Source organism: Escherichia sp. E4702 (assembly GCF_963883545.1).
Taxonomy (GTDB): Bacteria; Pseudomonadota; Gammaproteobacteria; order Enterobacterales; family Enterobacteriaceae; genus Escherichia.
Genome location: NZ_CAWORF010000014.1, coordinates 338,549 through 356,223 on the forward strand (window position 1 = coordinate 338,549; position 17,675 = coordinate 356,223).

The following is a 17,675-nucleotide window of genomic DNA, read 5'->3' on the forward strand; positions in this document are numbered from 1 at the left end:
TTATCCTGGTTTTATTCGGCGATTTTAAAGGTAACCGTTGCCAGCGTGTTATCTGCCGGGAGAACCGAGGCATTGCCTTTGAATTTCACTTCGCTGCGTTTTTCCACCGCACCATAAGTGTATGTCGCATTGCTGACGATACCGACCGGGCAACTATCCAGACATACCAGGCAGCCCGTTTTTTTCTCTTCAGCTGCCGTTAAATTACCGCCAAAGCGCATATCCAGTTTCTTGCCATTACTGTCAACAATCACTTCATCAAAGGAATACGCTTTTGCCGCTCCTTGCCAGTTAACTGAAATATCCAGTTTGCTGCCTGTGACATGAGTCGTTTCTTTATTATCCATCGTCATGTTTTCGCCCGGCGTACCACCGGCCTCTTTCAGGGCGTCATAAAATGCTTTCGGCGTGGCATAACCCATAAACAGCGATTTATGTCCGTTGGAGCCATCTTTAAACACAATACCGTGGCGGGTATCGTCGGTGAGGAAACGCCCATTAATTTGCACCAGCATGGTTACCGTATGGTTATTGGCATCGACACGCAGCGGCTGGCTGTCCGAAAGCCCGTCGTATTCCACTTTTGCCGCCGTATTCTCTTTTTGATCGCAGCCACTAAGCCCCGCAACGGCCAGTAAACACAGTGCAGCCAGTCCTTTTTTCCATGACACTGAATAATGTTGCAACATCGTTCTATCCTTCATTTTTAGGGTGAGTAAGTGGGCTGTGGCGCGAAGCAGACAGATCCACGTGTTTGTGACGAGCGTAGAGTTTGGCGAGCTGGACGAGAATAAACAGCGCCAGGCCCGCCAGACAGAGTTGTAAAATAAAGCGCAGCGTAATGCCTTCACTGGCAAGATCGCTGGCCATCACGGTATAAATCACTATTCCAGGCAGAGTGGTTAATGCCGAAATAAGGGTATAAGGCCAGAAGGCGATGGCGGTTAATCCGTAAGCGTAATTTTGAATATTGTATGGAAATAGCGGGATTAAGCGGGTCAGAATAAGAAAATCGATACCGTTACGCGTAATGCCTTTTTCAATAGCCTGAAAAGTGTGGCTATGGCCAACGTATTTCAGCAGTAAATCACGCCCCAGAAAGCGCGCCAACAGGAATGAGCACGACGAGGCCAGCGTGGCGGCAATTAACGAAAGTAGCGTTCCTGTTAGCGGACCAAAAACTATTCCACCGGCGATCACCAGTACGCTACCCGGTAGCAGAAAGAGGGTGGCGATGATGAATAACAGAATATAGAGGCTATAACCGAACAATCCGCTCTGGCGAATGAGTGTCTGTAAGTGGGGTAAATCGGTGAGTAGATCGAATAAACCGAAAGCATGGATAGCGTAAATGACCAGCGCAAAAAATAGACAGGCAAAAAGAAATTTACGCTCAGCGTTCATCGTGGAGTTTCCTATATCAAACTTGATAATAGAGAAGTGGTCAGACAACTAAAAAACGCAGTGACGGTATAACAAAGGACGGCGGGCAACAAATCATTACTGACAGTTTGTTGATTTTTCTCAAGGTTAATTCTCCTGACCCAGTGCGAGCCAGGAGAACGGAGAAATTAGCGGCGGAAGGTGGCCCAGACAGGTGCGTGATCTGACGGTTTTTCCATACTGCGGATTTCATAGTCGATGCCGGTTTCTACGCAGCATTCGGCCAGTGGCTGGCTGGCAAGCAGCAGGTCGATACGCAGACCCCGGTTATCGTCAAAACCTTTTGAGCGGTAATCAAACCACGAGAAACGATCTGCTGTTTGCGGATTCGCATGGCGGAAGGTATCGACCAGCCCCCAACTTATCAGCCTGTCCATCCATTCGCGTTCTTCCGGCAGGAAAGAACATTTACCAGTACGCAGCCAGCGTTTGCGGTTCTCTTCGCCAATGCCGATATCCAGGTCGGTGGGGCTGATATTCATATCGCCCATAATCAGCACCGGATTATCACGTTTGAGTTCGGTTTCCAGGTAGTTTTGCAGGTTCTGGTAAAACTGTGCTTTAGCCGGGAATTTTATGGGGTGGTCGCGGCTTTCGCCCTGCGGGAAGTAGCCGTTGATCACGGTGACATTGCCCAGCGGTGAGGGGATTTCCGCCATAATAATCCGCCGTTGTGCCTCTTCACCGTCGCCTGGGAAGCCACGACGCACAGCAATCGGCGTCTCTTTGGTCAACAGCGCCACGCCGTAATGGCCTTTCTGCCCGTGATAAAACACGTTGTAGCCAAGCTTTGCCACTTCTTCGAGCGGAAACATATCATCATGAACTTTTGTCTCCTGCAGGCCAATCACATCAGGCTGGTGCTTGTCGACGATAGCTTCAAGCTGGTGTGGTCTGGCGCGCAGGCCGTTGATATTAAAAGAGACAAATTTCATAGTCGCTGCCATTTATTCTGATAATGAGTGCGTGGATGTTAGCAGAAATTCGTCTGACTTACTGCCTGTTGTTAAGTGATTTGATCGATGGTTGTTAATGATGTCAACGATGGCGCAGAAAATGCCCGCTTTTGGTGCGAGTTGCATCAGAATGGCGCAGTAATTTCCAGTAAATTTCGTCAAAGATCACAATTCCAGAATTATATTTTACTTCTGCATAACATTGCGTTTTTTATTCTATTTATTCATCCACATGGCAAACACATTCACTTTATATGCACTTAAGGTGCATATCGTTCGGTTGTAACACATTGATTTCCAGTTAGTGACCGTCATTTATGCACTTTTCCCCCTGGCTGGCATGAACCCTGCAATCTACATTTACAGCGCAAACATTACTTATAATTAACATATAAATAACGAATTATTTACTGTAGAGGTCGCTATGTCTCAGCCAATTACGCGTGAAAACTTTGATGAATGGATGATACCTGTTTACGCTCCGGCACCGTTTATACCGGTACGTGGCGAAGGTTCGCGCTTGTGGGATCAGCAGGGGAAAGAGTATATCGACTTCGCGGGTGGCATCGCGGTAAACGCATTGGGCCATGCGCATCCCGAACTGCGCGAGGCGCTGAACGAACAGGCGAGTAAGTTCTGGCATACCGGCAACGGTTACACCAACGAGCCGGTACTGCGACTGGCGAAAAAATTGATCGACGCCACGTTTGCCGATCGCATTTTCTTTTGTAACTCCGGTGCGGAAGCCAACGAAGCGGCGCTAAAACTGGCGCGTAAATTCGCTCACGACCGCTACGGCAGCCATAAGAGCGGTATCGTGGCGTTCAAAAATGCGTTTCACGGGCGCACGCTGTTTACCGTCAGCGCAGGCGGGCAGCCAGCCTATTCACAGGATTTTGCGCCACTGCCGCCGGATATCCGTCATGCCGCATATAACGATATTAACTCTGCCAGCGCGCTGATTGATGACTCCACCTGTGCGGTGATTGTCGAGCCCATCCAGGGGGAAGGCGGTGTGGTACCAGCCAGCAACGCGTTTTTACAAGGTCTGCGTGAATTGTGTGACCGCCACAATGCTTTGCTGATTTTTGATGAAGTACAAACCGGCGTCGGGCGCACCGGGGAACTGTATGCCTATATGCACTACGGCGTGACGCCAGATCTGTTAACTACCGCCAAAGCGCTGGGCGGCGGTTTCCCCGTTGGCGCTCTGTTGGCAACCGAAGAATGCGCCAGCGTGATGACCGTTGGCACTCATGGCACCACCTATGGAGGTAATCCGCTGGCCTCGGCGGTGGCGGGTAAAGTGCTCGAACTTATCAACACGCCAGAAATGCTTAACGGTGTTAAGCAGCGTCACGACTGGTTTGTTGAACGTCTTAATACCATTAATCACCGCTGCGGTTTGTTCAGTGAAATTCGCGGCTTAGGTCTGCTGATTGGCTGTGTGCTGAATGCGGATTACGCCGGGCAAGCGAAACAAATTTCTCAGGAAGCGGCGAAAGCGGGCGTGATGGTGCTGATTGCGGGCGGCAATGTGGTGCGTTTTGCTCCGGCACTGAATGTCAGCGAAGAAGAGGTGACGACCGGACTGGATCGCTTTGCAGCTGCTTGCGAACACTTTGTGAGCCGAGGTTCATCATGATGGTCATCCGTCCCGTTGAGCGATCAGATGTCTCAGCGCTGATGCAGCTTGCCAGCAAAACGGGCGGCGGCCTGACGTCGCTTCCCGCCAATGAAGCCACGCTTTCGGCGCGTATCGAAAGGGCAATCAAAACCTGGCAGGGCGAACTGCCCAAAAGCGAGCAGGGCTATGTGTTTGTGCTGGAAGAGAGCGAGACAGGCACTGTGGCGGGGATTTGCGCCATAGAGGTAGCGGTTGGGCTGAACGATCCCTGGTACAACTATCGCGTCGGCACGCTGGTTCACGCTTCGAAAGAGCTGAATGTCTATAACGCGTTGCCGACGCTGTTTCTCAGTAACGATCACACTGGCAGCAGCGAGCTGTGCACGCTGTTTCTCGACCCGGACTGGCGCAAAGAGGGCAACGGCTATTTGCTGTCGAAATCGCGCTTTATGTTTATGGCGGCCTTTCGCGACAAGTTTAATGACAAAGTGGTCGCCGAAATGCGCGGGGTGATTGACGAACACGGCTATTCACCGTTCTGGCAAAGCCTCGGTAAACGTTTCTTTTCGATGGATTTTAGCCGCGCCGATTTTCTCTGCGGCACCGGGCAAAAGGCATTTATTGCAGAACTGATGCCGAAACATCCGATCTATACGGACTTTTTATCCCAGGAAGCACAGGACGTCATCGGTCAGGTACATCCGCAAACCGCGCCCGCGCGGGCGGTGCTGGAAAAAGAGGGCTTTCGCTACCGCAACTATATCGACATTTTCGACGGCGGGCCGACGCTGGAGTGTGACATTGACCGCGTTCGCGCTATCCGCAAAAGTCGGCTGGTGGAAGTAGCGGAAGGACAACCTGCACAGGGCGATTTTCCGGCTTGCCTGGTCGCCAATGAAAATTATCACCATTTCCGCGTGTTGCTGGTGCGAGCCGATCCGGCGACCGAACGTTTGATTTTAACCGCCGCACAACTGGATGCCCTCAAATGCCACGCCGGGGATCGCGTTCGTCTGGTGCGCCTGTGCGCAGAGGAGAAAACAGCATGACTTTATGGATCAACGGTGACTGGGTGACGGGCCAGGGCGCACAGCGCGTGAAGCGTAATCCGGTATCGGGCGAGGTGTTATGGCAGGGCAATGATGCCGATGCTGCTCAGGTTGAGCAGGCTTGTCGGGCTGCTCGTGCAGCGTTTCCGCGTTGGGCGCGGCTCTCCTTTGGCGATCGTCAGGTAAGAGTTGAACGATTTGCCGCACTGCTGGAAAGCAACAAAGCCGAATTAACCGCGATTATTGCCAGAGAAACCGGCAAACCGCGTTGGGAAGCGGCAACCGAAGTGACGGCGATGATCAATAAGATCGCGATATCAATCAAGGCGTATCACGCTCGTACGGGAGAGCAGCGCAGTGAAATGCCCGATGGAGCAGCGAGCTTGCGCCATCGTCCACACGGCGTGCTGGCAGTGTTTGGACCGTACAATTTCCCCGGACATCTGCCTAACGGGCATATCGTTCCGGCGCTGCTGGCAGGTAACACGATAATCTTTAAACCCAGCGAACTAACCCCCTGGAGCGGCGAGGCAGTCATGCGTTTATGGCAGCAGGCAGGTTTGCCGTCGGGCGTGCTGAACCTGGTGCAAGGTGGGCGCGAAACCGGTCAGGCACTCAGTGCACTGGAGGATCTCGACGGCTTGCTGTTTACCGGCAGCGCCAATACCGGCTACCAGTTACATCGCCAGCTTTCCGGTCAGCCGGAAAAAATTCTTGCCCTCGAAATGGGCGGCAATAACCCGCTGATTATTGATGACGTGGTGGATATCGACGCCGCTGTCCATCTGACTATCCAGTCGGCATTTGTCACTGCCGGGCAACGCTGCACCTGCGCCCGCCGTTTATTGGTGAAAAGCGGGGCGCAGGGCGATGCGTTTCTTGCTCGCCTTGTTGCCGTCAGCCAGCGGTTAACGCCGGGGAAATGGGATGACGAACCGCAGCCGTTTATTGGCGGGCTGATTTCTGAACAGGCCGCACAGCAGGTGGTTACTGCCTGGCAGGAACTGGAAGCATTGGGCGGGCAAACGCTGCTTGCGCCACGTTTGCTACAAGCGGGAACATCGCTGCTGACGCCAGGGATCGTTGAAATGACGGGCGTTTCAGGCGTGCCGGATGAAGAAGTGTTTGGGCCGCTACTTCGCGTATGGCGTTATGACACTTTTGATGGGGCGATAAAGATGGCGAATAACACCCGCTTTGGCCTCTCTTGTGGGCTGGTTTCCCCAAAACGGGAAAAGTTCGAGCAACTGTTACTGGAAGCGCGGGCAGGGATTGTTAACTGGAACAAACCGCTTACCGGAGCCGCCAGTACCGCACCATTCGGCGGCATTGGCGCTTCCGGCAACCATCGCCCCAGCGCCTGGTATGCCGCAGATTATTGTGCCTGGCCGATGGCAAGCCTGGAGTCGGACTCGTTAACGTTGCCCGCAATGCTTAACCCCGGGCTTGATTTTTCTGATGAGGTGGCGCGATGAATGCCTGGGAAGTCAATTTCGATGGATTGGTGGGGCTGACGCACCATTACGCTGGTCTGTCGTTTGGTAATGAAGCCTCCACCAGTCATCGTTTTCAGGTATCGAATCCACGACTGGCGGCGAAGCAAGGCTTACTGAAAATGAAAGCCCTTGCCGATGCGGGATTTCCCCAGGCGGTGATCCCGCCGCACGAGCGTCCGTTTATTCCGGTGCTGCGTCAGTTGGGATTCAGCGGCAGCGATGAGCAGATACTGGAAAAGGTTGCCCGCCAGGCACCACACTGGCTTTCCAGCGTCAGCTCAGCATCGCCAATGTGGGTAGCTAATGCGGCCACGGTAGCGCCATCCGCCGATACGCTGGATGGCAAAGTACATTTCACGGTCGCCAACCTGAACAATAAATTTCACCGTTCGCTGGAAGCCCCCGTCACCGAATCGCTGTTAAACGCCATTTTTAACGATAAAGAGAAATTCACCCTCCATTCGGCGTTGCCGCAGGTGGCATTACTCGGTGATGAAGGGGCGGCAAACCACAATCGCCTCGGCGGTCATTACGGCGAACCCGGTGTGCAGATTTTTGTTTACGGGCGAGAAGAGGGTAACGGTACGCGGCCTTCCCGCTATCCGGCGCGGCAGACCCGCGAAGCCAGCGAGGCGGTAGCCAGGCTGAATCAGGTTAATCCGCAGCAGGTGATTTTCGCCCAGCAAAACCCGGACGTTATCGACCAGGGCGTTTTTCATAATGACGTGATTGCCGTGAGCAACCGCCAGGTACTGTTTTGCCATCAGCAGGCATTTGCTCGCCAGGCGCAATTACTGGCAAACCTGCGTGCGCGGGTCAATGGTTTTATGGCGATAGAAGTTCCGGCGTCGCAGGTTTCTGTGTCTGATGCGGTGTCTACGTATCTGTTTAACAGCCAACTGCTGAGTCGCGATGATGGTTCGATGATGCTGGTGCTGCCACAGGAGTGTCGGGAACATGCAGGAGTATGGCGTTATCTCAATGAACTCCTTACTGCTGACAACCCGATAAGCTCACTAAAAGTTTTTGATTTGCGCGAAAGTATGGCGAACGGCGGAGGCCCTGCGTGCCTGCGGTTGCGCGTGGTGTTGACGGATGAAGAACGTCAGGCGGTGAATCCGGCGGTGATGATGAACGATACGTTGTTTAATGCGCTCAATGACTGGGTGGATCGTTACTACCGCGATCGTCTTACTGCTGCCGATCTGGCCGACCCGCAATTGCTGCGTGAAGGGCGGGAAGCGCTGGATGCGTTGACTCAATTACTGAATCTCGGTTCGGTTTACCCGTTCCAGCGCGAGGGAGGGGGTAATGGATAATTTTCTCACTCTGACATTAGAGGGTAAAAAACCTGTCATCACCGAGAGAGAAATCAACGGTATTCGCTGGCGCTGGCTGGGGGATGGCGTGCTGGAACTGACGCCATTAACCCCACCGCAAGGCGCGTTGGTAATTTCGGCGGGGATCCACGGTAATGAAACGGCGCCTGTAGAAATGCTGGACGCCTTACTTGGCGCAATTTATCACGGTGAAATTAAGTTACGCTGGCGCTTGTTGGCAATCCTCGGAAATCCCCCAGCGCTCAAGCAAGGAAAGCGCTATTGCCATAGCGATATGAACCGGATGTTTGGCGGACGCTGGCAGCTATTTGCCGAAAGCGGCGAAACCTGCCGCGCCCGCGAGCTGGAACAGTGCCTGGAAGATTTTTATCAGCGGGGGAATGAGTCTGTGCGCTGGCATCTTGATCTGCATACTGCCATCCGCGGTTCGTACCACCAGCGGTTTGGCGTTTTACCGCAACGAGAACTTCCCTGGGACGAAAGTTTTCTGACATGGCTGGGCGCGGCAGGGCTGGAGGCGTTGGTGTTTCATCAGGCGCCAGGCGGCACGTTTACCCATTTCAGCTGCAAACATTTTGGCGCACTGGCGTGTACGCTGGAGCTAGGCAAAGCACTGCCGTTTGGGCAAAACGAGCTTCGTCAGTTTGCGCCAACCACCAATGCAATTGCTACGCTGTTAGCAGGGGCAAGTGTCGGTATAGAGAGAAAACTGCCCCAGCGTTACCGGGTGGTTTCGCAGATTACCCGTCACACTGCTGCTTTCGAGTTGCATATGGCGAGCGAGACGCTGAATTTCACGCCGTTTAAGAAAGGAACGTTATTGGCGCAGGATGGTGAGGAACGTTTTACCGTGACTCATGATATTGAATATGTGTTATTCCCCAATCCACTGGTGGCGTTGGGATTACGCGCGGGATTAATGCTGGAAAAAATAACCTAGCACTTGCCCGCAGAAAGGTTTCTGCGGGTATTTAATAACGGCTTTCGGAATAATACGGATTAATCCTGGGTGTTTGCTTTATTTATCGCCATTTATCAGGTATAGTCCTTCATAATTTCTGCAAAATCATTGTCTTGTAATATTTATTCATCACTTTCCTTCAATTTTTCTTTTTTTCTCCATAATTGGCGAAAAAATGTTTTTTATACTTTCATTGATTTACCGTTGCTCTGATTAATTGACGCTAAACTCAGTAAAGTTAATCTCGTCAACACGGCACGTTACTTAAGAAAGCCGTAACAAATAACTGAAAGGAAGGATATAGAATATGCGTAAATTAACTGCACTGTTTGTTGCCTCTACCCTGGCTCTTGGCGCGGCTAACCTGGCCCACGCCGCTGACACCACTACCGCAGCACCGGCTGACGCGAAGCCGATGATGCATCATAAAGGCAAGTTCGGTCCGCATCAGGACATGATGTTCAAAGACCTGAACCTGACCGACGCGCAGAAACAGCAGATTCGTGAAATCATGAAAGGCCAGCGTGACCAGATGAAACGTCCGCCGCTGGAAGAACGCCGCGCAATGCATGACATCATCGCCAGCGATACTTTCGACAAAGCAAAAGCTGAAGCGCAGATTGCTAAAATGGAAGAACAGCGCAAAGCTAACATGCTGGCGCATATGGAAACCCAGAACAAGATTTACAACATCCTGACGCCGGAGCAGAAAAAGCAATTTAATGCTAATTTTGAGAAGCGTCTGACAGAACGCCCAGCGGGAAAAGGTAAAATGCCTGCAACTGCTGAATAATCTTTCAGCCAAAAAACTTAAGACCGCCGGTCTTGTCCACTACCTTGCAGTAAGGCGGTGGACAGGATCGGCGGTTTTCTTTTATGCGCCTGTGCCTGTCATTTTTGCAAAAACGCTAAGGTAAATCATACGAGTTGCCGATAACAATCCACGGTTGCCTGAGCGATAACAATGAAAAGAGCATGCCCGGAGCGAGTATGGAATACTTTGATATGCGTAAAATGTCGGTGAACCTGTGGCGAAACGCTGCCGGTGAAACTCGTGAGATCTGTAGTTTTCCCCCTGCGAAACGTGATTTTTACTGGCGTGCCAGCATTGCGTCCATTGCGGCCAATGGTGAATTTTCTTTATTTCCTGGGATGGAAAGAAGTGTGACGCTGCTGGAAGGCGGCGAGATGCTTCTTGAAAGCGCAGACCGTTTTAGTCATACCTTAAAGCCGTTACAGCCTTTTGCTTTTGCGGCGGACCAGGTGGTAAAAGCGAAACTGACGGAAGGGCAGATGTCGATGGATTTCAACATTATGACGCGCCTGGATGCCTGTAAGGCGAAAGTCAGAATTGCCGATCGCACGTTCACCACTTTTGGCTCACGCGGCGGGGTGGTGTTTGTGATTAGCGGGGCATGGCAACTGGGCGAAAAATTGTTAACTACCGACCAGGGCGCGTGCTGGTACGATGGCAAACACACCCTGCGGCTTTTGCAACCGCAAGGCAAACTGCTGTTCAGTGAAATTAACTGGCTTGCAGGCCATTCACCGGATCAAGTTCAGTAATTTCATAGCGACCGGAAAGTAGTGGTTTACAAAGAATTTTATAACCATCGTGATCGAATCCGGCAGGCGTACGGATCAACGTTGCCGCCTCTTCCAGCGAATTAACCGCCCCCAGCCACAGCCAGTTATGAATAATATGGTATTGGGTCATTTCCGGGTGCTGTTCTTTCAACGCCACCGCACCTTGCCACGGCCAGCAGATCACCCGCAAACGTTCCAGCGACTGGAGCAGACGTTGAGCATGATCTTCATGGCTCTCTTTTCCGCAGCACGCTCCGGCGCAACGTTTTAGCGCTGAACGAAAGCAAGCACGACCGCGGCTTAGCGGTTCCAGCCCGAGCAGGCCATAACAGAGCTTTTGTTCATCGGCGATTGTCTGTAATGCCTGTAATGCCGAGCGGCGGTTGGCAAACAGGCCAAACAGGTTTGGCGCAGTAGAAAAATCCACGTCTTTGGCGTACACCACATCCACGCGTTTTTCATTCAGTTGCAGGGCGCAGAGCTGACGATTGCGGCGCAACCGTTTATTAAACAAAGGCTGTTGCTCTTTGATTAGACGCGCTTCAAGGAGCAGAGCGCCGATTTCGCCCGCGGTACATATCCAGCTAATGCGTCGGGATTGTCGCAGCATGGCCGCTTCATCCGGGGTACGTAAATGGGAAAGGACGCGGCTGCGGATGTTAACGCTTTTGCCGATATAGAGCGGCATAGTGTTACTTTCACCATGAAACAGATACACACCGGGTCGGGTGGGTAAGTCAGTAAGAAATGAACGTAAATGTTCGGGATATTCATAAATTGCCGCCGCTTCAAATTCGAGCCGCGGGGAAGTTAAACGCCGTACCACTGTTTACTCCGAATGCTGGTCATTTATCCAGTATAGCGGGTGGGTGGCGATTAAAAAAGAGGCAAGGCCGATGACAAAGCTAACACTGCCTGATGCGCTACGCTTATCAGGCCTACTCGACTCCTGCAATGTATTGAATTTGCAAAGTTTTACATGCCGGATAAGACGCTTACGCCATATCCGGCATGTATAAAGTGTTTGGTGTCGACAATCTCAGGCGGGGAGGCCGCACTGTTTATTTTTTCCAGAAATCATCGAAAACCGTAATGGGTGGGCGGCGTTTATGCTCGGTTTTCAGATACCAGTTCTCAATCGTTCTGGCGACCTGTTCCGGGACATTTTTCCCTTCCAGATAGTCATCAATATTTTCATACGTTACGCCGAGCGCGACTTCATCTGGCAGTGACGGGCGGTCATCTTCCAGGTCGGCTGTGGGTGCCTTCTTATAGAGATGCTCAGGGCAACCTAACGCCGCCAGTAACTGTTTACCCTGACGTTTGTTCAGACGATACAGAGGGTTAATGTCTGTGCCACCATCACCATATTTAGTGAAGAATCCAGTAATGGCTTCTGCCGCATGATCGGTGCCAACTACGACGCCATTAGTCATACCCGCAATGCTGTATTGCGCTTTCATCCGCTCACGTGCTTTTTCATTGCCACGCACAAAATCGCTCAGTTCGATACCTGCTTCCCGCAATGCCTGTTCACTGGCGAGTACCGCGCCCTTGATATTGACGGTTAATACGCGATCCGGCTGAATAAAGGCAATGGCGTCCTGGCAATCTTGTTCGTCGGCCTGAACACCGTAGGGAAGGCGCACGGCGATAAATTGCAGTGATTCATTACCGGTTTCCTGGCGCAGTTCATTAATTGCCATCTGACACAACTTACCGGCAAGGGTAGAGTCCTGACCACCGCTAATGCCGAGTACCAGTGATTTAATGAACGGGTAGGTTTGTAGATAGCTTTTCAGAAAATCGACGCTGCGACGAATTTCCTCTTCAGCATTAATCTGCGGTTTGGCGCCCAGCGCCTTTATTATTTGTTGCTGCAATGTCATTGAACCCCTCCAGACAAAAAAATAAAACTTCCTTAAAGCTAACCCGTTGCTACAGAAACGACAAGCGACAGCAGGTTGAATGGTGGTTAAAACGTCATACAGGAATCCTCTGAAAGCGAAACCGTTTCGCTCTCAGGCTTGAAAAAGACCCCGATGTATTCCAGGCTTATCTAACACGCTGATAAACAAGAGGACGGAATATGAACAAGAATATGGCAGGAATTCTGGGTGCAGCGGCGGTATTAACCATGCTGGCAGGTTGTACGGCGTATGATCGTACCAAAGACCAGTTTGTACAGCCTGTGGTGAAAGACGTCAAAAAAGGCATGAGCCGGGCGCAGGTTGCACAAATTGCGGGTAAACCTTCGTCTGAAGTGAGCATGATCCATGCTCGTGGTACTTGCCAGACCTACATTCTGGGTCAACGTGATGGTAAAGCAGAAACCTATTTTGTCGCGTTAGATGATACCGGGCATGTGATCAACACCGGCTATCAGACCTGTGCCGAATACGACACTGATCCGCAGGCTGCGAAGTAATTCCTTCATCTGAAAGCTTGAGTCACAACGAAAACCGGCCATTGTGCCGGTTTTTTTATGCGCGTGTTCTTATTTGTTGACGCGAATTATTTAACCGAAATGTGAAGGTGGTCATAACAGCAGGTCAAGGAGAGACAATTTGTATAGTCAAAGAAATACTATTGCTCAGGTCAATACCGTATACTCTTTTCAGCCACCAAAAAAAGTCATGTTGGTTTCGCAAGTTACCCAGAGCATGGAAGCAGGTGAAGGCTTGCGGAGTGTCTGGCTGACAGATAATCGTTGATGAGGGCAGTTTTATGGAAAAGAAACACATTTATCTGTTTTGTTCTGCGGGCATGTCTACCTCTTTACTGGTATCAAAAATGCGCGCTCAGGCAGAAAAATATGAAGTTCCGGTCATTATTGAAGCATTTCCAGAAACGCTGGCTGGTGAAAAAGGGCTGAATGCCGATGTCGTTTTATTAGGGCCGCAGATTGCTTATATGTTGCCCGAAATTCAGCGTTTGTTACCCAACAAACCGGTGGAAGTAATTGACTCGTTGTTATATGGCAAAGTCGATGGTTTAGGCGTGCTTAAGGCTGCAGTTGCAGCAATTAAAAAAGCCGCAGCAAATTAATTTTTAAATTTTCCCGTCAAAGAGTTATTTCATAAATCTATACCGCAATATTTGAATTGCGGTTTTTAAGGGTATTTTTCTATGAGTAATGTTATTGCATCGCTTGAAAAGGTACTCCTCCCTTTTGCAGTTAAAATAGGAAAGCAACCGCACGTTAATGCAATCAAAAACGGTTTTATTCGCTTAATGCCGTTAACCCTCGCAGGGGCTATGTTTGTATTAATTAATAACGTTTTCCTTAGCTTTGGGGAGGGGTCATTTTTTTATTCCTTAGGTATTCGCCTCGACGCCTCGACCATTGAAACACTCAATGGTCTGAAAGGTATTGGCGGAAATGTTTATAACGGAACATTGGGGATTATGTCTTTAATGGCACCGTTCTTTATCGGCATGGCGCTGGCAGAAGAGCGTAAAGTCGATGCGCTGGCAGCGGGATTGTTATCCGTTGCGGCGTTTATGACCGTCACGCCTTATAGCGTCGGCGAGGCTTATGCCGTCGGCGCTAATTGGTTAGGCGGCGCGAATATCATCTCCGGGATTATTATCGGCCTGGTGGTGGCAGAAATGTTTACCTTTATTGTCCGCCGCAACTGGGTAATTAGACTGCCCGATAGCGTACCTGCGTCGGTATCGCGTTCTTTCTCTGCATTGATTCCCGGCTTTATTATTCTTTCCGTGATGGGGATTATTGCCTGGGCGCTGACGACCTGGGGTACAAACTTCCATCAGATCATTATGGATACTATCTCGACGCCGCTGGCATCGTTGGGCAGTGTGGTCGGCTGGGCGTATGTGATTTTTGTTCCACTGCTGTGGTTCTTCGGTATTCACGGCGCGCTGGCGCTGACTGCACTGGACAACGGCATCATGACGCCGTGGGCGTTGGAAAACATCGCGACCTACCAGCAATATGGTTCCGTCGAAGCGGCATTAGCTGCCGGTAAGACCTTCCATATCTGGGCCAAGCCGATGCTGGACTCCTTTATTTTCCTCGGTGGCAGTGGCGCGACCCTGGGCCTGATTCTGGCAATCTTTATTGCTTCTCGCCGTGCTGATTATCGTCAAGTGGCAAAACTGGCGCTGCCGTCCGGCATCTTCCAGATTAACGAACCGATTCTGTTTGGTCTGCCGATTATTATGAACCCGGTGATGTTTATCCCGTTTGTGCTGGTACAACCGATTCTGGCGGCAATCACCCTGGCGGCATATTACATGGGCATTATTCCACCAGTGACCAACATTGCGCCGTGGACCATGCCAACCGGTCTGGGGGCCTTCTTTAACACCAACGGTAGCGTTGCCGCCTTACTGGTCGCACTCTTTAACCTCGGTATCGCCACGCTGATTTATCTGCCATTTGTTGTGGTGGCTAACAAAGCACAAAACGTGATTGATAAAGAAGAGAGTGAAGAAGATATTGCTAACGCGCTGAAATTTTAATCGATATCGGCACAAGTAACGCTGTGCCGGGTAAGGAAAGTGAGGAACTGAGTATGATGGATCTCGACAATATCCCGGATACGCAAACCGAAGCCGAAGAACTGGAAGAAGTGGTGATGGGGCTTATCATCAACTCCGGGCAGGCGCGCAGTCTGGCGTATGCGGCGCTGAAACAGGCAAAGCAGGGCGATTTTGCGGCAGCAAAAGCGATGATGGATCAGTCACGAATGGCGTTGAATGAAGCGCATCTGGTACAGACGAAACTGATTGAAGGCGACGCGGGCGAAGGTAAGATGAAAGTGAGTCTGGTGCTGGTCCACGCCCAGGATCATTTAATGACCTCAATGCTTGCACGTGAACTGATTAGCGAATTAATTGAGCTTCATGAAAAATTGAAGGCATAAGGAGTTGATGATGCAGCAAGTGATTAACGCGCCGGAAATTGCCACAGCCCGTGAACAACAACTGTTTAATGGCAAAAACTTCCATGTGTTTATCTACAACAAAACTGAGAGTATCAGTGGGCTGCATCAACACGACTATTATGAATTCACCCTGGTGTTAACGGGTCGTTATTACCAGGAGATAAACGGTAAACGCGTGTTGCTCGAGCGGGGCGATTTTGTCTTTATTCCGTTGGGCTCGCACCATCAAAGTTTTTATGAGTTTGGCGCCACGCGTATATTAAATGTTGGGATCAGCAAACGTTTTTTTGAGCAACATTATCTGCCGTTGTTACCTTATTGCTTCGTCGCATCACAGGTATACCGGACCAATAACGCTTTTCTCACCTATGTGGAAACGGTCATCTCTTCACTGAATTTCCGTGAAACCGGGCTGGAAGAGTTTGTTGAGACAGTGACTTTTTATGTTATCAACCGCTTACGTCATTACCGTGAAGAACAGGTAATTGATGATGTGCCGCAGTGGCTGAAAGGCACGGTTGAAAAGATGCATGATAAAGAGCAGTTTAGTGAAAATGCGCTGGAAAATATGGTGATACTGTCGGCGAAATCGCAGGAATATTTGACGCGTGCAACCCAGCGATATTATGGCAAAACGCCAATGCAGATTATTAATGAAATTCGCATTAATTTTGCCAAAAAACAACTGGAAATGACCAACTATTCGGTAACGGATATTGCATTTGAAGCCGGTTATAGTAGCCCAAGCTTGTTTATTAAAACGTTTAAGAAACTGACCTCGTTTACACCCAATAGCTATCGTAAAAAATTGACTGAATTTAATCAGTAGCCATTGTGTCAGAACACTAAATTTACATGCTTGCTCTGTATAACCTGGTATTTCCGGGTTATTCCTGACTTAGCGGCAGGCACGACGAATATCAGTATTTCCTAGTGAAGGGAGAAATTATGAGCCAGAAATTAAAAGTCGTCACTATTGGTGGCGGGAGCAGCTATACCCCGGAATTACTGGAAGGGTTTATTAAACGTTATCACGAATTGCCGGTGAGTGAATTATGGCTGGTGGACGTCGAAGAGGGTAAAGCGAAGCTGGATATTATTTTCGATCTCTGCCAGCGGATGATTGATAACGCTGGTGTACCAATGAAGCTTTATAAAACGCTCGATCGCTGCGAAGCATTGAAAGATGCCGATTTCGTCACTACCCAGTTGCGCGTAGGTCAATTACCAGCACGCGAACTCGATGAACGTATTCCGTTAAGTCATGGTTATCTCGGCCAGGAAACCAACGGTGCAGGTGGCCTGTTTAAAGGTCTGCGTACTATTCCGGTGATTTTTGACATAGTCAAAGATGTTGAAGAATTCTGCCCCAATGCCTGGGTGATTAACTTTACGAACCCAGCGGGAATGGTCACCGAAGCCGTTTATCGTCATACCGGATTTAAACGCTTTATCGGCGTGTGTAATATTCCGATTGGCATGAAGATGTTTATCAGCGATGTTTTAGCGTTGAATGAGAACGATGATTTATCTATCGATCTGTTCGGGCTAAACCACATGGTGTTTATTAAAGATGTGCTGGTAAATGGCAAGTCTCGCTTTGCCGAATTGCTTGATGGTGTGGCATCCGGGCAGTTAAAAGCGTCTGGCGTAAAAAATATTTTCGATCTGCCGTTTAGCGAAGGCTTAATTCGCTCACTGAATCTGTTGCCGTGCTCGTATCTGCTTTATTACTTCAAGCAAAAAGAGATGCTGGCGATTGAAATGGGTGAGTATTATAAAGGCGGCGCACGTGCACAGGTGGTACAGAAAGTCGAGAAACAACTCTTTGACCTGTATAAAAATCCGGACCTGAAAGTTAAGCCGAAAGAACTGGAACAGCGCGGCGGGGCATATTACTCAGATGCGGCGTGTGAAGTGATTAATGCTATCTACAACGACAAGCAAGCAGAACATTACGTTAATATCCCGCATCATGGGCATATTGATAATATTCCGGCAGACTGGGCGGTAGAAATGACCTGTACACTGGGGCGCGATGGCGCGACGCCACATCCACGTATTACACACTTCGATGACAAAGTGATGGGCTTGATTCATACCATCAAAGGTTTTGAGATTGCCGCCAGCCACGCAGCCCTTAGCGGTGAATTTAACGATGTGTTACTGGCGCTCAACCTTAGCCCGCTGGTGCATTCCGATCGTGACGCGGAACTGCTGGCAAGAGAGATGATTCTGGCGCATGAGAAGTGGTTGCCAAACTTTGCTGACTGCATTGCAGAACTCAAAAAAGCACATTAACT

The 17,675-nt window shown here is 50.3% G+C and carries 18 protein-coding genes; 13 read left to right on the forward strand and 5 right to left on the reverse strand.

The features are described 5' to 3' along the window. Window positions 1–11: 11 nt before the first annotated feature. The 3 genes from ydjY to xthA form a co-directional block, all read right to left on the reverse strand. Window positions 12–689, reverse strand: a complete 678-nt coding sequence (gene ydjY / locus AACU94_RS07715) for a lipoprotein YdjY (RefSeq protein ID WP_135489206.1) — start codon at window positions 687–689, stop codon at window positions 12–14. Between the two features lie 4 nt (window positions 690–693). After that, a complete protein-coding gene (locus AACU94_RS07720; protein ID WP_130224641.1) occupies window positions 694–1,404 on the reverse strand; it encodes a TVP38/TMEM64 family protein in 711 nt (236 codons plus the stop codon). Between the two features lie 167 nt (window positions 1,405–1,571). Beyond that, window positions 1,572–2,378: an exodeoxyribonuclease III gene (xthA, locus tag AACU94_RS07725; RefSeq protein WP_130257710.1), complete on the reverse strand. Its 807-nt coding sequence runs from the start codon at window positions 2,376–2,378 to the stop codon at window positions 1,572–1,574. A 445-nt stretch (window positions 2,379–2,823) separates the two neighbouring features. On the opposite strand from xthA, the gene astC reads away from it, so the two are divergent. The 7 genes from astC (at window position 2,824) to ves (ending at window position 10,438) form a co-directional block, all read left to right on the forward strand. Further along, entirely contained in the window at window positions 2,824–4,044 is a 1,221-nt protein-coding gene (astC, locus tag AACU94_RS07730; RefSeq protein ID WP_135405819.1) for a succinylornithine/acetylornithine transaminase, read from the forward strand. Further along, the gene (gene astA / locus AACU94_RS07735) at window positions 4,041–5,075 is read left to right on the forward strand and encodes an arginine N-succinyltransferase (protein WP_130208322.1); all 1,035 of its coding nucleotides are present in this window, start codon (window positions 4,041–4,043) and stop codon (window positions 5,073–5,075) included. Before astC ends, astA begins: the two co-directional genes overlap by 4 nt. After that, complete coding sequence (gene astD, locus AACU94_RS07740; protein WP_135489208.1) at window positions 5,072–6,550, forward strand: succinylglutamate-semialdehyde dehydrogenase; 1,479 nt, start codon at window positions 5,072–5,074, stop codon at window positions 6,548–6,550. The genes astA and astD overlap by 4 nt, the downstream gene beginning before the upstream one ends. Then, entirely contained in the window at window positions 6,547–7,890 is a 1,344-nt protein-coding gene (gene astB / locus AACU94_RS07745) for an N-succinylarginine dihydrolase (RefSeq protein WP_135489209.1), read from the forward strand. The genes astD and astB overlap by 4 nt, the downstream gene beginning before the upstream one ends. Then, a complete protein-coding gene (gene astE / locus AACU94_RS07750; protein ID WP_135489210.1) occupies window positions 7,883–8,851 on the forward strand; it encodes a succinylglutamate desuccinylase in 969 nt (322 codons plus the stop codon). The genes astB and astE overlap by 8 nt, the downstream gene beginning before the upstream one ends. Window positions 8,852–9,179: 328 nt before the next feature. Next, on the forward strand, window positions 9,180–9,665 hold the full coding sequence (gene spy / locus AACU94_RS07755) for an ATP-independent periplasmic protein-refolding chaperone Spy (RefSeq protein WP_130208314.1): 486 nt from the start codon (window positions 9,180–9,182) through the stop codon (window positions 9,663–9,665). A gap of 197 nt (window positions 9,666–9,862) precedes the next feature. Next, window positions 9,863–10,438, forward strand: a complete 576-nt coding sequence (ves, locus tag AACU94_RS07760) for an environmental stress-induced protein Ves (protein WP_130218867.1) — start codon at window positions 9,863–9,865, stop codon at window positions 10,436–10,438. On the opposite strand, the gene cho is transcribed toward ves, so the two are convergent. Next, window positions 10,398–11,285: an excinuclease Cho gene (gene cho / locus AACU94_RS07765; RefSeq protein ID WP_130208310.1), complete on the reverse strand. Its 888-nt coding sequence runs from the start codon at window positions 11,283–11,285 to the stop codon at window positions 10,398–10,400. The two genes, ves and cho, sit on opposite strands and share 41 nt — an antisense overlap. 235 nt (window positions 11,286–11,520) lie before the next feature. Then, entirely contained in the window at window positions 11,521–12,348 is an 828-nt protein-coding gene (gene nadE, locus AACU94_RS07770) for an ammonia-dependent NAD(+) synthetase (protein WP_064529168.1), read from the reverse strand. A gap of 200 nt (window positions 12,349–12,548) precedes the next feature. Between nadE and osmE the strand changes: the two genes are divergently transcribed. The 6 genes from osmE to celF all read left to right on the forward strand — a co-directional run bounded on the left by osmE (window position 12,549) and on the right by celF (window position 17,673). Next, entirely contained in the window at window positions 12,549–12,887 is a 339-nt protein-coding gene (osmE, locus tag AACU94_RS07775; protein WP_064529167.1) for an osmotically-inducible lipoprotein OsmE, read from the forward strand. 299 nt (window positions 12,888–13,186) lie between these two features. After that, window positions 13,187–13,507, forward strand: coding sequence for a PTS N,N'-diacetylchitobiose transporter subunit IIB (chbB, locus tag AACU94_RS07780; RefSeq protein WP_000412160.1), 321 nt, complete (start codon window positions 13,187–13,189; stop codon window positions 13,505–13,507). An 81-nt stretch (window positions 13,508–13,588) separates the two neighbouring features. Beyond that, the gene (gene chbC / locus AACU94_RS07785) at window positions 13,589–14,947 is read left to right on the forward strand and encodes a PTS N,N'-diacetylchitobiose transporter subunit IIC (RefSeq protein WP_130208308.1); all 1,359 of its coding nucleotides are present in this window, start codon (window positions 13,589–13,591) and stop codon (window positions 14,945–14,947) included. A 53-nt stretch (window positions 14,948–15,000) separates the two neighbouring features. Then, the gene (gene chbA / locus AACU94_RS07790) at window positions 15,001–15,351 is read left to right on the forward strand and encodes a PTS N,N'-diacetylchitobiose transporter subunit IIA (RefSeq protein WP_064529165.1); all 351 of its coding nucleotides are present in this window, start codon (window positions 15,001–15,003) and stop codon (window positions 15,349–15,351) included. 7 nt (window positions 15,352–15,358) lie between these two features. Then, complete coding sequence (gene chbR / locus AACU94_RS07795) at window positions 15,359–16,201, forward strand: transcriptional regulator ChbR (protein WP_205713093.1); 843 nt, start codon at window positions 15,359–15,361, stop codon at window positions 16,199–16,201. Between the two features lie 119 nt (window positions 16,202–16,320). Next, complete coding sequence (gene celF, locus AACU94_RS07800) at window positions 16,321–17,673, forward strand: 6-phospho-beta-glucosidase (RefSeq protein ID WP_135405825.1); 1,353 nt, start codon at window positions 16,321–16,323, stop codon at window positions 17,671–17,673. Window positions 17,674–17,675 lie beyond the last annotated feature (2 nt).

Bases quoted from the DNA above. Each gene is read 5' to 3' on its own strand.
- ydjY (WP_135489206.1), bottom strand. From the start codon at position 689: ATGTTGCAACATTATTCAGTGTCATGGAAAAAAGGACTGGCTGCACTG.
- AACU94_RS07720 (WP_130224641.1), bottom strand. From the start codon at position 1,404: ATGAACGCTGAGCGTAAATTTCTTTTTGCCTGTCTATTTTTTGCGCTG.
- xthA (WP_130257710.1), bottom strand. From the start codon at position 2,378: ATGAAATTTGTCTCTTTTAATATCAACGGCCTGCGCGCCAGACCACAC.
- astC (WP_135405819.1), top strand. From the start codon at position 2,824: ATGTCTCAGCCAATTACGCGTGAAAACTTTGATGAATGGATGATACCT.
- astA (WP_130208322.1), top strand. From the start codon at position 4,041: ATGATGGTCATCCGTCCCGTTGAGCGATCAGATGTCTCAGCGCTGATG.
- astD (WP_135489208.1), top strand. From the start codon at position 5,072: ATGACTTTATGGATCAACGGTGACTGGGTGACGGGCCAGGGCGCACAG.
- astB (WP_135489209.1), top strand. From the start codon at position 6,547: ATGAATGCCTGGGAAGTCAATTTCGATGGATTGGTGGGGCTGACGCAC.
- astE (WP_135489210.1), top strand. From the start codon at position 7,883: ATGGATAATTTTCTCACTCTGACATTAGAGGGTAAAAAACCTGTCATC.
- spy (WP_130208314.1), top strand. From the start codon at position 9,180: ATGCGTAAATTAACTGCACTGTTTGTTGCCTCTACCCTGGCTCTTGGC.
- ves (WP_130218867.1), top strand. From the start codon at position 9,863: ATGGAATACTTTGATATGCGTAAAATGTCGGTGAACCTGTGGCGAAAC.
- nadE (WP_064529168.1), bottom strand. From the start codon at position 12,348: ATGACATTGCAGCAACAAATAATAAAGGCGCTGGGCGCCAAACCGCAG.
- osmE (WP_064529167.1), top strand. From the start codon at position 12,549: ATGAACAAGAATATGGCAGGAATTCTGGGTGCAGCGGCGGTATTAACC.
- chbB (WP_000412160.1), top strand. From the start codon at position 13,187: ATGGAAAAGAAACACATTTATCTGTTTTGTTCTGCGGGCATGTCTACC.
- chbC (WP_130208308.1), top strand. From the start codon at position 13,589: ATGAGTAATGTTATTGCATCGCTTGAAAAGGTACTCCTCCCTTTTGCA.
- chbA (WP_064529165.1), top strand. From the start codon at position 15,001: ATGATGGATCTCGACAATATCCCGGATACGCAAACCGAAGCCGAAGAA.
- chbR (WP_205713093.1), top strand. From the start codon at position 15,359: ATGATGCAGCAAGTGATTAACGCGCCGGAAATTGCCACAGCCCGTGAA.
- celF (WP_135405825.1), top strand. From the start codon at position 16,321: ATGAGCCAGAAATTAAAAGTCGTCACTATTGGTGGCGGGAGCAGCTAT.